The organism is Ottowia thiooxydans (assembly GCF_040548795.1).
GTDB classification, from domain to species: domain Bacteria; phylum Pseudomonadota; class Gammaproteobacteria; order Burkholderiales; family Burkholderiaceae_C; genus Ottowia; species Ottowia thiooxydans_A.
Genome location: NZ_JBEPSH010000005.1, coordinates 174,214 through 186,672 on the forward strand (window position 1 = coordinate 174,214; position 12,459 = coordinate 186,672).

The following is a 12,459-nucleotide window of genomic DNA, read 5'->3' on the forward strand; positions in this document are numbered from 1 at the left end:
CCGCGCCTGGAGAAAGATGCTATTTTCGGGCAAATTCGAATCTTCTTTTGTCCTATCGTTTTCATGCAGCCAGAACCACACAAAGACAACAATTTCGATTTTCTTCGCATGGCGGCGGCATTGGGCGTATTGATCAGCCACCAAGCCTCACTCACGGGACTTCCGGAACCCATCTTTCTAGGAGTAAGCCTCGGAGGCTTTTGCGTGCTGATTTTCTTTGCTATCAGCGGGTATCTGGTAGCGGGGAGTTGGAGTCACGATCCGAATGCCTGGAGATTTGCAGCCAGACGTCTGTTGCGCATTTGGCCGGGGCTGCTAGTGGTTTGCCTTCTAGTCGCTCTGCTACTAGGGCCTATCGTGAGCCAGCTCGGAGTGAAGTCCTATTTGGCATCTCCGGCGACGTGGGACTATCTGACGCAGTTGAATCTCTGGACTTTCAAAGCGCAGTTGCCTGGTGTTTTCGTGGGTAATCCATTACCCGAGAGCGCGAACGGCTCTCTTTGGACCATCCCAATTGAGATCCGGTGCTATTTGGCGTTGTTGGTCGTCGGCTTGCTGGGGCTTATGCGTCGGACGTTCGTACTCCCTGTTGTGTTTTCGTTGTTTGCGTGCTGGTTCTTTTTCCTGTTCAAGACAGGATATGACCAGCCGATACGATTGCATCTGCAGATGGCAGTCGTATTTTTCTGCGCAGCATCCTTGTATCAGCTGAGGGCTATATGGATTCCGCATCGTCGTAAGGTGAGCATTGCCGCATTCGTAGCGGTGCTGGCGTTGTGGTTCGGGGGTTTCCAAGAAATGGCCTACACCTTGGGTGTCCCGGTGGTTGTCGTGTTGTTTAGCACAGCCTCATGGCCTGTGCTCAGGCGAGCGGGTCGCTATGGGGATGTCTCCTACGGACTCTACATTTATGCCTATCCTGTTCAGCAAACGGTTATCTGGCTCGGGGACAATCAGTTGCCCTTCGGCGTGGGTTTGGCGCTGTCCACCGCTATCACGCTTGCGCTGGCTTGGCTATCGTGGACCTTCGTGGAAAAACCTGCTCTGCGTCTCAAGCGGCTGCTCTGACTACCCGCTTTGAGGCATTGGCTCGCGGGAAACTCGACCGATGCTGCCTTTCCCTCGATCTCTCCGGATAGCCGGTCAAAGTCCGATCTGGCCGCGCTTTTTCTTTTGAGCGCGTTGGTTTGTGCCGCAGCTAAAGTAAACTTGCCTGCCCGTAAGCCTTTCTTTATCGTGCCGACCGTCGAAGGGCTTTTGTTTTGCAACGAAGCGCACAATAACCTCAAGCAAATCAGGTTTGCACAGGCGCAGGCAGCTTGATGTCAAAGGCCGAGACGGCGCAGCCGCGCTTAATCATTGGCTGGATGAGCTCGAACCTGGGGGCGGAAAAGGGCAAGTGCCAGACGTGAGGCCTGGATGCCTTTCTTTGCAACGACGCCCATCCACTGATGCAAATGCGGTGAGCTTTTTTAATCCCCGCTTGCTTCAGTGGTTCAACATAAGTTGTTCTGAAACCATCATGAACGCATGCGTTGAAAACGCCCGTGGCCGCTGACAGCGCCATCGCAGACATCAACCTGTCCGATTGGGCTGCAAGGAAACGGGCGTCAATGAGACGGAAATGCCCGGCCTGATGCCTATTCGCGAGGAATTTGCCAAATCGCAGGCTTTAAAGGGTGCTCGCATCACGGGTAGCCTTCACATAACAACCGCAGTCTTGTCACTCGGCGGGCACTGCCTTTGTGGCAAGAGGCATGTTCGGGGTAAGCAGCGTGGACGAATTTTATAACCTAGGGCCGCCTATTTAATCGGCACGTCGTTGACCTGACCGGATGTCAGTACATCGGCGGGTCGGCTAGCATGCCAGTCAGTCTTCACTGCCACGCCACGATAAATCCATTCGACAACTCTCTCTACCACTGTCGGCCCATCAACCTGCAGATTGGTCGTAGTGCTCTCAAAACCGCAGGCTGAAAAAACTCCAGCTGGTGTTTCAATAGACTGAATTCCAAGAAATTTCGTGGTTTGTTCAACGTTTGCCGTGGTGAGTCTGGAATTTGAAACAGTACTCTCCCGGTATTGTTGGGTTGCAATGCCTCCAGTCGCGCCCTCCACTAATTCCAAACGCAAATCTGTCTTCCCAGGATCATAGGTATTTTGCCGAGTAAAAATTCTGTATCTCATATGCTCTGCAAAAGTAATAACTCGGCCCTCCTTGACGCTTTCCAAGGTAAATATAACGGTGGCCCCAACCTGAGGGACAGCGGTGGAATAGGTACTAGAGGCGCGAATTCTTAGCGATGGGTCCGTATCTGAAGCACCAGTAATCCCTGGGAACAGAGTGCTCATATCTCCCGCGACAGGTGCCCGGACCTCTGAGCGGTAGTGTCGGCCAGTGGGCTCGTTGTCGTTGTATCGGAGATCTGTCTGCCATCCAATGACTGAGCTGTCTGGAGTAAAACAAAGTTCTTTTGCAGACACAGGTGGTGGGGAGTCATCACCGCCACAACCTGCCGTCAGTACGCATGCAAGTGCAATTGCAGTTAAAGATCTAGATCCCACGGTAACTCCTCGATTCTTCGGGACTAAATGCTAAAGAGTACTCCAAGTTTGTACTGTATGTTCACTGTTTCTTGAAACTACTAACCACACCGCCGGCTTGATGCTCAACAGATGAGAGTTGACGATAGCCAAAATGATGTGCTGCGCGCCACCTTACCGCGTCGCAAGGCCGTCGTCTACGTGCGATAGTCCGCCCCGACACAGGGTTGACTAATCTAATCTTGAGGGGTGGGCCTGGCCCCTGGGATGGTGGATTCCTAAGACAGATTGATTCCCCGATTGAAGCGCCAATCCAGCATGCTCCGCAGCGGATGGAAGTAGATCTCGAGAAACCTCTCCTGTGCCAGTCGAACGTCATGAGGGCTGATGCACAGATAGGCCAGTGTGCTCGCGGCGTCGTGCGCCATGCGGAGCGGTTGGGCATTTTCGAACGCTAGTTGGCACCATCGGCTTGTGGGAAACTTGGCCGATGCTGCACTTTCTTCGATCTGGCGCGCGTTTTCGGTCGAGACCCGCCTTCGCCGCCTTCTCTGTTCTCATGGCTTCAGTGTGTTTAAACGCCGAGGCAGAGCTTCCTGCTCGCAAACCTTTCTACATCGTTCCGACCGTGGAAGGGCTTTTGTTTTGCGACGAAGCGCGCAATGACGCGAAGCAGGTGAACTTCGCGCAGGCGCAAGCGGGTTGTGAGGCCAAGGGCCGTGATGGTGCTGCTGCACTTAATCGCCTGCTGGATGAGCTAGAGCCTGGAGGCGCAAAAGGGCAAGTGCAGGTAGGCTATCTGCTTACCGTGCAGCTCCTCAGTCTTTATAAGGCTCACGGCACCGGATGGGTCATAGACGATAAGCGAGTGGATGGCCTGCTGCGCATGCTGACTGAGGTGAAGCGGCCCGTGGTGGTTTATCTGCAGTCCACGCATTTCGACACTCAAGGACCGTTACCCACCGCCTTGGCGAAAGACCCACGCAACCTACTGCTATATGCCGACGGAAAACCCCCGGAACTGGGGTATTTTGGCTTTGCCATCGCGCCATTCACGCTGTCCACAGATACCACTTTGCCGGTCAATGTCTACCGGTTCGACGCGTTGCGTTATCTCAGTAAACGCTTGCTGGCGCTTCCTGCCGAGGCGCGTGAAAGGATTGTGGGTATTTCGCTCGCAGGCGAGGCGCATCAGCTTTATCCCGATTTTGAAAACGGCATGGGCCGGTATGAAGACATCCGAGTGACCGATTACAGCGCCGCTTCGGTCGATGGTTTTCGGAGCATGCTGGAAAAGCGCTTTGGCAGCATCGAGAAGCTCAATGCGGCTATGGGTTTCAACGAAACTTCTTTTACCACCGTTCCCGCTCCCAGCAAGAACATCCGCAAGGAGCGACTAACCCGCTTCGGCGAGCACTATGACGCTTGGGCAGATGGCTATCTGCCGATCTCAGGTTGGTTGTTTGATCCTGAAAACCGGGTCAGTGAACTGTTGCTCTACGTGGACGGCCAGGTGGTTGGACCAGTACAGCGTGGAATGAACCGATTAGACGTTTATCGCGCTGTGGAAGAGATCAATACACCCAATACAGGATTCCGGTATGACCTGGACTTCAGCGCCCTGCCGGTAGGCCGGCACCGGGCTCAGGTTGTGGCTGTGTCGGGTAAGGACCGTTACTTGCTGGCAGAGGCTCCCTTCGTCGTGGTGGGGCGCGATCAAGCCACGGTGTCTGATGGTTTGCCCGCCGGAGCGCAAGATCTGAAGACCGATGGCTCGGTCTCGCGGGTCAAGGCATTCTTCGACAAGGTTCTGCGCAAATTAGGTTTCAACCGGCCATTGCCTAGTCCGATCGCATTGCCAGGGGTGCGCTCCTGGCTGGATATGCCCCGGTCCTTGCAGGATGTCTATTACAACCCGCTGGCTCGTGAATGGAACAAATATCGGGATGAGCAGACCCTGGCTTTCATGACGGTGTTCTACAACGTTGCAAAAGATGCGGGCCTGCCCAAGGAAAAGCTTTTTTCCCACCAGATCATTCCGCGTATCAACTCTTCATGGAATCCGCAGCTGTTTGCGGTCGACAGTACCTTGCAGTCTGGCTTGCCATGGCGTCCTGGGGTGAATATGTATGGCGGCACCACCAACAGCGCCTGGCTGCGCCATTTCATGAAGGAGCGGCAGCTTACGGACTACGGCGCGCCGGAGTTTCATCCTCAACAATGGAAGCAGCCAGACGCAGCCATGGCCGCGCTGCGTGAGCAATACGATGCAGGGGCTCGTTTTATCAGCCCCATGTATTTTTCCCTTGTGCCTGAACGTTTCAAGACCTCCGCGGAGAACGGTGTCAATCGGATGGAAATCCGGCCGGACAACCCTAAGGATGGCTCAGATCAGTTCTACAAGGCTATCCGCGATTTCGCGCGAAACTAGTTGTTTCAAGATTTAAGATGGTCGTGTTGATGGAATGCGCTTGCATCGAGTTGTGGCGTATGCATAGGCTTCTATAATCTCTGTCATTCCGAGGAGCGTTGCAGCGCCTGCATTCATTGCCAGGCGTGAGGCTCGGACACCTTTCTTTGCAACGACGCTCATCCACTGATGCAAGTGCGGTGAGCTTTTTTTATTCCTCGCTTGCTTCCGTGGTTCAACACAAGTTGTTTTGGAACCATCATGAACGCACGCCTGAAAACACCCGCTGCCGCTGACAGCGCCATCGCAGACATCGACCTGGCCGATTGGGGCCGCAAGGAAATCGGTATCGCCGAAACGGAGATGCCCGGTCTGATGGCCATCCGTGAGGAATTCGCCAAATCCAAGCCTTTGAAGGGCGCTCGCATCACGGGCAGCCTTCACATGACGATCCAGACTGCCGTGCTGATCGAAACTTTGCAAGCACTGGGCGCGCAAGTGCGCTGGGCTTCTTGCAATATTTTCAGCACCCAGGATCATGCAGCCGCCGCTATTGCCGCCAGCGGCACGCCCGTGTTTGCCATCAAGGGCGAAACGTTGACTGATTACTGGGACTACACACACCGCATTTTCGACTTTGGTCCCAAAGACTCCAAAGGCGAAGGCCCCAACATGATTTTGGATGACGGTGGCGATGCCACGATGCTGATGCATCTGGGCAAGCAGGCCGAAACCGATCCCAAGGTTCTCAGCAATCCCACCAGCGAAGAAGAAAAGATTCTTTTCGCTGCGATCAAGGCCAAGCTCAAGGAAGACGCTACCTGGTACAGCCGCAAGAGCGCAGAGATCATGGGCGTGACTGAAGAGACCACCACCGGGGTGCATCGCCTGAATGAGATGTCGGCCAAGGGCTCCCTGATGTTCCGCGCCATCAACGTGAATGACTCGGTAACCAAGTCCAAGTTCGACAACCTCTATGGCTGCCGCGAATCGCTCGTGGACGGTATCAAGCGCGCTACTGACGTAATGGTGGCCGGCAAGGTGGCTGTGGTGTGCGGCTACGGCGATGTGGGCAAGGGCTCTGCTCAGGCGCTGCGCGCTCTTTCCGCTCAAGTGTGGGTTACGGAGATCGATCCTATCTGCGCCCTGCAGGCCGCCATGGAAGGGTACCGCGTGGTCACCATGGAAGATGCAGCCCCACTGGCTGACATCTTCGTCACGGCCACCGGCAACAAGGACGTCATTACCTACAAGCACATGAAGGCCATGAAAGACCAGGCCATCGTCTGCAATATCGGTCACTTTGACAATGAAATCGACGTCGCTGGCCTCGAAGAAAAGTGCAAGTGGGAAGAGATCAAGCCACAGGTTGATCACGTGATCTTCAAGGACGGCAAACGCATCATCCTGTTGGCCAAGGGCCGCCTGGTGAACCTGGGTTGCGGCACAGGCCACCCCAGCTATGTGATGTCATCTTCCTTCGCCAACCAGACCATTGCCCAGATCGAGCTGTTCGCTCATTCCGAGCGCTATGAGGTGGGTAAGGTCTATGTGCTGCCCAAGCACCTCGATGAGAAAGTGGCTCGCCTGCAGCTGGCCAAACTCAACGCCAAGCTGACCGAGCTTTCAGGTGAACAGGCGCGCTACATCGGCGTGTCCAAATCGGGCCCCTACAAGCCAGACACCTACCGCTACTAAGACAGACCAGACTGGCAGGACGGGTAGATGCGGGCCGATCAATTGCTCGTGGAGCGCGGCCTGGCCGCCAGCCGCAGTCAGGCGCAGCGCTTGATCGCCGCAGGCGGGCGCTGGCGTGCACCCGGAGGGTGGCGCCAGCTCACCAAAAGCGTTGATCTGCCTGCAGATGCAGAAATTGAGTTGCTCGATGTCGCCGAGGCACGCTATGTCTCTCGCGGCGGCCTGAAGCTTGAAGGCGCTCTGCAGGAGGCTGGGCTGAACGTCTCTGGATGGCATTGCCTTGATGTGGGGCAATCCACCGGAGGCTTTACAGACTGTTTGCTGGCGCAAGGCGCTGCGCATGTGGTGGGTGTGGACGTTGGCCATGGCCAGGTGCATCCGCGTGTGCGAAAAGATGTCCGTGTGCAATGCCTTGAGGGTATGAATGCTCGGGAGTTGAGCGCGTCTGGCCTGCAAGCCGCTGGAGTCGCCCAACCTGAGTTTGATCTCATCACGGGCGATCTGTCTTTCATCTCGCTTTCACTGGTTTTGCCTGCACTGGCGCCGCTGCTGACTGAGGGCGGCATGTTGCTGATGTTGGTCAAGCCGCAGTTTGAACTGCAACCCGGGCAATTGGCTAAAGGCGGCATCGTGCGTGATGCGGCGCTTTATCCGGTGGTTGAGCAGCGCTTGCGCCAAGCTTGTGCTGATGCTGCTCTGCGCGTTCTGGGCTGGTTTGATAGCCCCATCAAAGGCGGCGACGGTAACCGCGAATTCTTTATTCATGCCACTGCGGCACTTCCCCTATCGAGAGCATCATGAGCCTCCCCTTAAGTTTGGAATTTTTCCCGCCGAAGACGCCTGAGGGCGCCGAAAAGCTGCGGGCGACACGTCAGCAGTTGTACGCACTCAAGCCTGAGTTCTGTTCTGTGACCTTTGGTGCGGGGGGCTCCACCCAAGAGGGCACGCTGGACGCCGTACGCGAGATACTGGGAGAGGGCGTTTCCGGGGTGCCTCACCTTTCCTGCATAGGCCAGACCCGTGATTCCATTCGCGAACGTCTGGCGAGCTATCGGTCTGCGGGGGTGCAGCGACTGGTTGCGCTACGTGGCGATTTGCCCAGCGGCTATGGCATGGGAGGCGAATTCCGTTACGCCAGCGAACTGGTGGAATTCATCCGAGCCGAGACGGGTGATGCGTTCCATATCTCCGTGGCGGCCTATCCTGAAGTGCACCCCCAAGCCAGATCCCCTCAGGCAGACCTGGACGCCTTCAAGGCGAAGGTTTCCGCAGGCGCCGACTCAGGTATCACGCAGTACTTCTTTAACGCTGATGCTTACTTCCGCTTCATGGAAGAGACGCGCAAGCACGGCATGAACATTCCTGTCATTCCAGGCATCATGCCCATCAGCAATTCGACGCAGTTGCTGCGCTTTTCTGACGCTTGTGGCGCAGAAGTACCGCGCTGGATTCGCCTGCGCTTGCAGTCCTTTGGAGACGACATCGCGTCCATCAAGGACTTTGGCGCTGACGTGGTTGCGCACCTCTGCCAGCGCTTACGCGATGGCGGCGCGCCTGCACTTCATATCTACACATTGAATCAAACCGCAGGGGTTTTGGAGCTTATGAAGCGGGTGGGGTGACCCTGCGGGTCTCGTGCTTACTGTAACAATCTGGGATTTCCCGACGCAAATAAAGTCGCTAGAATGCGCCCAATGCTACGGGACACCTCTCCCGGCGCGCCTCAATGCGCGTCGGCTTCGGGAAGTGCTCACCGTTCACCAGTAGGCCGATGGTTGTTGATCGGCGCTTGTTGGCTGGTGACTGGCCCACTTTGGGCCCAGACGGTGCGCTCGGATGCTTCCACCCCTTCGACTATGTCTTGCTCTTCGGCCAAGGCCGTGCATGACATGCGTTGCTCCAATTACTCTGGCTTCAAGGGTCGGTTAAGCCTGCGCGCCGATTCGCGGACCACCGCCTCTGCTTCGCAAGAGGCTGCACCTGTGGCTGCCGCTTTGCGGCTTGGCCGTGTTTTGCAAAGTGGAGTCGCTTCTTGGTACGGGCCCGGTTTTCATGGCCGCAAGACCGCCAATGGTGAGCGCTTTGACACCGGCGATATGACCGCAGCACACAAAACCTTGCCCTTCGGCACCCGAGTGCTGGTGCATAACCCGCGCACTGGTAAAGAGGTGGTGGTGCGCATCAACGACCGCGGCCCCTTTACGCGTGGCCGGGTGATTGACCTCAGCGGAGCAGCTGCATCCGCCATCGGTATCAAGGCGCGCGGGCATGATACGGTGGTACTCAAAGAGGTCCAGGATTCAGCGGATGGCGACGTAGTCGCCAGTGCTCCGGAGACTGGCGATTGACGGATGTCTGGAGAGCGGACATCCCTGGATGTCGGCGCAATCATTGAGACAATGCCTGTTCGCCGCTCACATGGGGTCTAGAGCGTCGACGTACTACTGAATATTCGCGGGCCGAGCGTAGCGATGGCCCGAGTCGGTATCCCACCCCTCTGGACGTGCTGAGCAGCGCAGGGCGAGGGGCGGGCAGTGGCACTGCAAGATGCCACTGCTTCGTGATCTAGCTTGTCGCAGTTGTTTGACCGAAGTGAGCGAAGTGAACGCAGGGAGTTTCTGCGACACCGCCCCCGGATGGCCGGCCCCTCGATCGAGCAGCGCAGGTTGCCCGTAGCGAAGTGAAGGGTCGCGGCCGGCATAGGCACGGCAAGTGGGGCCGCCTTTTCTTGCGCCAGGTTCTTTTGGCGGACCACCGGAGCGCCGGCCGAAAGAAGGTGGCTGCGCTGCCGGGCGCACTCCCCGGCCTCCGACCTCCATGCAAGCGCAGAAGGCAATTAGTAACCGCAGCGATTCATCAATCCCAAACGGAAAACCAAATTAACCCGCAACTTTACCGCTCGTCATAACTCACCACCAACTTTCCAGTAGTAGGCCGCGCCTGGCAACTCAGCACAAAGCCTTGCGACATCTCGTCCTGTTCAAGCGTGAAGTTCTTGTCCATGACCACGTTGCCTTCCATGACCTTCGCACGGCAAGTGCAGCAAACGCCAGCTTTGCAAGAGTAGGGCAGATCCAATCCCGCTGAGAGCGCGACGTCGAGCACGTGCTGATCGCTGCGCATGGAAAGCTCGTGTGATTTTCCGTCGATCAAGACCGTGAGCTGCACTTGCCCTACGGGCGCTTCCCGGTCAGGCTGAGCAATGGCTGCACGACGCGCCTCGCTGCTCATTTCTTCCAGACGAGGAGAGGTGAAGCGCTCGGTGCGAATTCGGTCAGCGGGCACGCCTGCTTGTTTGAGCGTGGCCTCGGTCACCTCAATCATTTCCTCGGGGCCGCAAATGAACACTTCGTCCATGCTGGCCGCCGGAAGCAGTGTGCTCAGAAGCTGTTGCACTTTGGCGGCGTCAATGCGGCCTTCCAGCAAGGGCACTTCCTGAGCCTGGCGCGAGAGGATGTGGATCAGCGTCAGGCGATTCTTGTATTTGTCCTTGAGGTCTTGCAAGGCCTCATTGAACATCACGCTGGACATACGGCGGTTGCCATAGACCAGTGTGAACTTGGCTGTGGGGTGCTCTTCCATCGTGCTCGCGACAATGGACAGAATGGGCGTGATGCCCGAGCCCGCAGCAAATCCCACGCGGTGCAGCGCACGGGGTTGTTTTGACACGAAGCGGCCATCCGGCGGCATTACGGAAAGCGTGTCACCGGCTTTCAATTCACTCGCCGCCCAGTTGGAAAAGATACCGCCTTCCATGGGGCGTATGCCTACCTCAAGCTCTCTCGCGGCCGTGTAATGTTTGCGTGTAGAGCAGATGGAATAGTTGCGCCTGATGTCTTCACCATTCAGCGTTTTACGCAAGGTAAGAAACTGACCCGGCTCGAACTGAAAGCTGTCCTGCAGCTCTTCGGGCACGGCGAACGTAATGGCAACTGCACCGGCTGCTTCAGGGTTGACGCGGGCAACGGTGAGATCATGAAATCGCGGGGTGGACATCTCTAGATTCTCTTGAAGTGATCGAACGGCTCCATGCAGTCAAGGCAGCGGTAAAGCGCCTTGCACGCGGTGGAGCCGAAGTGCGAGATTTCTGTGGTGTTGATAGAGCCGCACTGTGGGCATGAAACGTCGAGGGGCTGGCTTTTGCCGGACGCCCGCGCAGCAGAAAACTGGATCACGGAACCTTCGGCAGATGCGCTGGCGCAGTGCGGTGGCGAGATGCCGTAGGCGCGCAGTTTTTCCCGGGCAGCGTCGGTCATCCAGTCGGTGGTCCAGGCGGGGGCCAACTGGGTGACGACACGGCCATGAACGCCTTCGCGCTCCAGCGCAGCGGCCACATCGTCAGCAATCTGCTCCATGGCGGGGCAGCCGCTGTAGGTCGGCGTGATGACGGCTTCTACGGCGCCATCGGTCCCCAGCCGAACATCGCGCAAGATTCCCATCTCGCGCAGGGTGATGACAGGGATTTCCGGGTCGGTCAGCTCATCCAGGGCTTGCCAGATACGGTCAAACTCAGGCTGCGGCATTCCCCCGTGCGGGAGAGCGCCTGCAGGCAGATGGTCCGCGCGCGTCATTTGGCCGGCCCCGTGGCTCACCAGATGGCTCCGGGGTGAGCGCGTGCAAGGCTTTGCATTTCGCTCAGCAGATAGCCCAGATGCTCTGAATGAATGCCCTGCTTGCCTTGGGTCACGTAACCTTTGACAGGGGCTGGGCGACGCAGCGTGGCTTCTTCCAACGCCGAGTTGACGATTTCGTCCCACTCGGAGCGCAGACCGGCCACTTCCACGCCGGCGCCGCTGTTGGCCACATCTTGCTCGACGTTGTGCGCTACCCAGAACTCGTCTGTGTAGGGCAGCAGATGGTCCACAGCTGATTGCGCGCGACGATGAGACTCTTCTGTGCCGTCACCAAGGCGAATGACCCAGTCGCGGGAATGGCGCAGGTGGTAGCGCACTTCTTTGATGCTCTTGGAAGCGATGGCCGCCAGTTGCGTATCGGTTGATTGCTCAAGCCGTTCCCACACCAGCACCATCAGGCTGCTGTAGAGGAAGTTTCTGACGATGGTGGTCGCCCAGTCACGCTCTTTGGCGGCGGAGGGCAGCAGGGCTGGACTGTGCGGCAGTTCCAGCAGTGTGTAATTGCGGAAATCGGGCACATCACGGAAATATGCGAGGGTGTCTTCCGTGGCGCCGTTTCCTTGCAGGGTGGCGGCGTGCTGATAGAGCATGCGTGCCTGGCCGATGAGATCGAGGCTGTTGTTGGCCATCGACAAATCTTCTTCCAGGATGGGTGCGTGACCGCACCATTCAGCGTTGCGCTGACCCAGCACCAGGGCGTTGTCGGCCAGATGCAGGACATAGGCGGCGGGCGCCGCCTTGTTGACGGGGGAGCTTTGAGCGTTGAGCGTATTCATGGTCTTGTCTGGTGGGGCGCTGAACGCAGATAAGCGGTGCGCCTAACCCATTTACCTCACATGTGTCCCACTTCTTCCGGGATTTCGTAGAAGGTGGGATGGCGGTAAATCTTGTCGCTGGCCGGATCGAAGAACTCGGACTTGTCTTCTGGCTCGCTGGCGGAGATTTGGTTCGAAGGGATCACCCAGATGGAGACGCCTTCCTGGCGACGCGTATAGACGTCACGCGCCATTTGCAGGGCGTGCTGCGAATCGCTGGCATGCAGGCTGCCGCAGTGCTTGTGTTCCAAACCTTGCTTGCTGCGTACAAACACTTCCCACAGAGGCCAGTCGCGCAGGGCTTTGGTGCCTGCAGGCTTGGAAGATGGAGCGGACTTGTCGTTCATGGTGGGCTCTT

The 12,459-nt window shown here is 57.3% G+C and carries 13 protein-coding genes, 1 pseudogene and 1 riboswitch; of the genes and pseudogenes, 7 read left to right on the forward strand and 7 right to left on the reverse strand.

From position 1 onward, the window contains the following. The first annotated feature begins 63 nt into the window (after positions 1 to 63). Both ABIE13_RS12920 and ABIE13_RS12925 read left to right on the forward strand, forming a co-directional pair. Positions 64 to 1,068, forward strand: a complete 1,005-nt coding sequence (locus ABIE13_RS12920) for an acyltransferase family protein (RefSeq protein ID WP_354444007.1) — start codon at positions 64 to 66, stop codon at positions 1,066 to 1,068. 467 nt (positions 1,069 to 1,535) lie between these two features. Then, positions 1,536 to 1,723: pseudogene (locus ABIE13_RS12925) on the forward strand (adenosylhomocysteinase); the annotation flags it as partial. An 80-nt stretch (positions 1,724 to 1,803) separates the two neighbouring features. Here the strand turns inward: ABIE13_RS12925 and ABIE13_RS12930 are convergent. Both ABIE13_RS12930 and ABIE13_RS12935 read right to left on the reverse strand, forming a co-directional pair. Beyond that, a complete protein-coding gene (locus ABIE13_RS12930; protein ID WP_354444009.1) occupies positions 1,804 to 2,352 on the reverse strand; it encodes a hypothetical protein in 549 nt (182 codons plus the stop codon). Between the two features lie 470 nt (positions 2,353 to 2,822). Next, positions 2,823 to 2,972 (reverse strand): hypothetical protein, encoded by a 150-nt coding sequence (locus tag ABIE13_RS12935; protein ID WP_354444723.1) that lies wholly within the window; start codon positions 2,970 to 2,972, stop codon positions 2,823 to 2,825. Positions 2,973 to 3,103: 131 nt separating this feature from the next. On the opposite strand from ABIE13_RS12935, the gene ABIE13_RS12940 reads away from it, so the two are divergent. From ABIE13_RS12940 to metF, 4 genes are all read left to right on the forward strand, one after another. Continuing rightward, entirely contained in the window at positions 3,104 to 4,975 is a 1,872-nt protein-coding gene (locus ABIE13_RS12940; RefSeq protein ID WP_354444011.1) for a hypothetical protein, read from the forward strand. 84 nt (positions 4,976 to 5,059) lie between these two features. Next, positions 5,060 to 5,142, forward strand: a riboswitch (S-adenosyl-L-homocysteine riboswitch). Between the two features lie 73 nt (positions 5,143 to 5,215). Then, positions 5,216 to 6,652: an adenosylhomocysteinase gene (ahcY, locus tag ABIE13_RS12945; protein ID WP_354444013.1), complete on the forward strand. Its 1,437-nt coding sequence runs from the start codon at positions 5,216 to 5,218 to the stop codon at positions 6,650 to 6,652. A 27-nt stretch (positions 6,653 to 6,679) separates the two neighbouring features. Beyond that, positions 6,680 to 7,453 (forward strand): TlyA family RNA methyltransferase, encoded by a 774-nt coding sequence (locus ABIE13_RS12950; RefSeq protein ID WP_354444015.1) that lies wholly within the window; start codon positions 6,680 to 6,682, stop codon positions 7,451 to 7,453. Next, entirely contained in the window at positions 7,450 to 8,274 is an 825-nt protein-coding gene (gene metF, locus ABIE13_RS12955; RefSeq protein WP_354444017.1) for a methylenetetrahydrofolate reductase [NAD(P)H], read from the forward strand. Before ABIE13_RS12950 ends, metF begins: the two co-directional genes overlap by 4 nt. A gap of 128 nt (positions 8,275 to 8,402) precedes the next feature. Here metF and ABIE13_RS12960 read toward each other — a convergent pair whose 3' ends face one another. After that, positions 8,403 to 8,543, reverse strand: a complete 141-nt coding sequence (locus ABIE13_RS12960) for a hypothetical protein (RefSeq protein WP_354444019.1) — start codon at positions 8,541 to 8,543, stop codon at positions 8,403 to 8,405. Here ABIE13_RS12960 and ABIE13_RS12965 point away from each other — a divergent pair. Beyond that, complete coding sequence (locus tag ABIE13_RS12965; protein ID WP_436278410.1) at positions 8,542 to 9,000, forward strand: septal ring lytic transglycosylase RlpA family protein; 459 nt, start codon at positions 8,542 to 8,544, stop codon at positions 8,998 to 9,000. The genes ABIE13_RS12960 and ABIE13_RS12965 overlap by 2 nt on opposite strands. A gap of 544 nt (positions 9,001 to 9,544) precedes the next feature. Here the strand turns inward: ABIE13_RS12965 and paaE are convergent. From paaE to paaB, 4 genes are all read right to left on the reverse strand, one after another. Next, entirely contained in the window at positions 9,545 to 10,648 is a 1,104-nt protein-coding gene (gene paaE / locus ABIE13_RS12970) for a 1,2-phenylacetyl-CoA epoxidase subunit PaaE (RefSeq protein ID WP_354444021.1), read from the reverse strand. A gap of 2 nt (positions 10,649 to 10,650) precedes the next feature. Further along, positions 10,651 to 11,175, reverse strand: a complete 525-nt coding sequence (gene paaD, locus ABIE13_RS12975) for a 1,2-phenylacetyl-CoA epoxidase subunit PaaD (protein ID WP_354444690.1) — start codon at positions 11,173 to 11,175, stop codon at positions 10,651 to 10,653. A 65-nt stretch (positions 11,176 to 11,240) separates the two neighbouring features. Then, positions 11,241 to 12,062 carry a 1,2-phenylacetyl-CoA epoxidase subunit PaaC gene (gene paaC / locus ABIE13_RS12980; RefSeq protein ID WP_354444023.1) on the reverse strand — a complete coding sequence of 274 codons (822 nt, stop codon included), beginning with the start codon at positions 12,060 to 12,062 and terminating at the stop codon, positions 11,241 to 11,243. Positions 12,063 to 12,118: 56 nt separating this feature from the next. Continuing rightward, positions 12,119 to 12,448 (reverse strand): 1,2-phenylacetyl-CoA epoxidase subunit PaaB, encoded by a 330-nt coding sequence (gene paaB, locus ABIE13_RS12985; protein WP_354444692.1) that lies wholly within the window; start codon positions 12,446 to 12,448, stop codon positions 12,119 to 12,121. Positions 12,449 to 12,459 lie beyond the last annotated feature (11 nt).

Bases quoted from the DNA above. Each gene is read 5' to 3' on its own strand.
- paaB (WP_354444692.1), bottom strand. From the start codon at position 12,448: ATGAACGACAAGTCCGCTCCATCTTCCAAGCCTGCAGGCACCAAAGCC.
- ABIE13_RS12930 (WP_354444009.1), bottom strand. From the start codon at position 2,352: ATGAGCACTCTGTTCCCAGGGATTACTGGTGCTTCAGATACGGACCCA.
- ABIE13_RS12965 (WP_436278410.1), top strand. From the start codon at position 8,542: ATGCGTTGCTCCAATTACTCTGGCTTCAAGGGTCGGTTAAGCCTGCGC.
- paaE (WP_354444021.1), bottom strand. From the start codon at position 10,648: ATGTCCACCCCGCGATTTCATGATCTCACCGTTGCCCGCGTCAACCCT.
- ABIE13_RS12935 (WP_354444723.1), bottom strand. From the start codon at position 2,972: ATGGCGCACGACGCCGCGAGCACACTGGCCTATCTGTGCATCAGCCCT.
- ahcY (WP_354444013.1), top strand. From the start codon at position 5,216: ATGAACGCACGCCTGAAAACACCCGCTGCCGCTGACAGCGCCATCGCA.
- paaD (WP_354444690.1), bottom strand. From the start codon at position 11,175: ATGCCGCAGCCTGAGTTTGACCGTATCTGGCAAGCCCTGGATGAGCTG.
- ABIE13_RS12940 (WP_354444011.1), top strand. From the start codon at position 3,104: ATGGCTTCAGTGTGTTTAAACGCCGAGGCAGAGCTTCCTGCTCGCAAA.
- ABIE13_RS12960 (WP_354444019.1), bottom strand. From the start codon at position 8,543: ATGTCATGCACGGCCTTGGCCGAAGAGCAAGACATAGTCGAAGGGGTG.
- ABIE13_RS12920 (WP_354444007.1), top strand. From the start codon at position 64: ATGCAGCCAGAACCACACAAAGACAACAATTTCGATTTTCTTCGCATG.
- metF (WP_354444017.1), top strand. From the start codon at position 7,450: ATGAGCCTCCCCTTAAGTTTGGAATTTTTCCCGCCGAAGACGCCTGAG.
- paaC (WP_354444023.1), bottom strand. From the start codon at position 12,062: ATGAATACGCTCAACGCTCAAAGCTCCCCCGTCAACAAGGCGGCGCCC.
- ABIE13_RS12950 (WP_354444015.1), top strand. From the start codon at position 6,680: ATGCGGGCCGATCAATTGCTCGTGGAGCGCGGCCTGGCCGCCAGCCGC.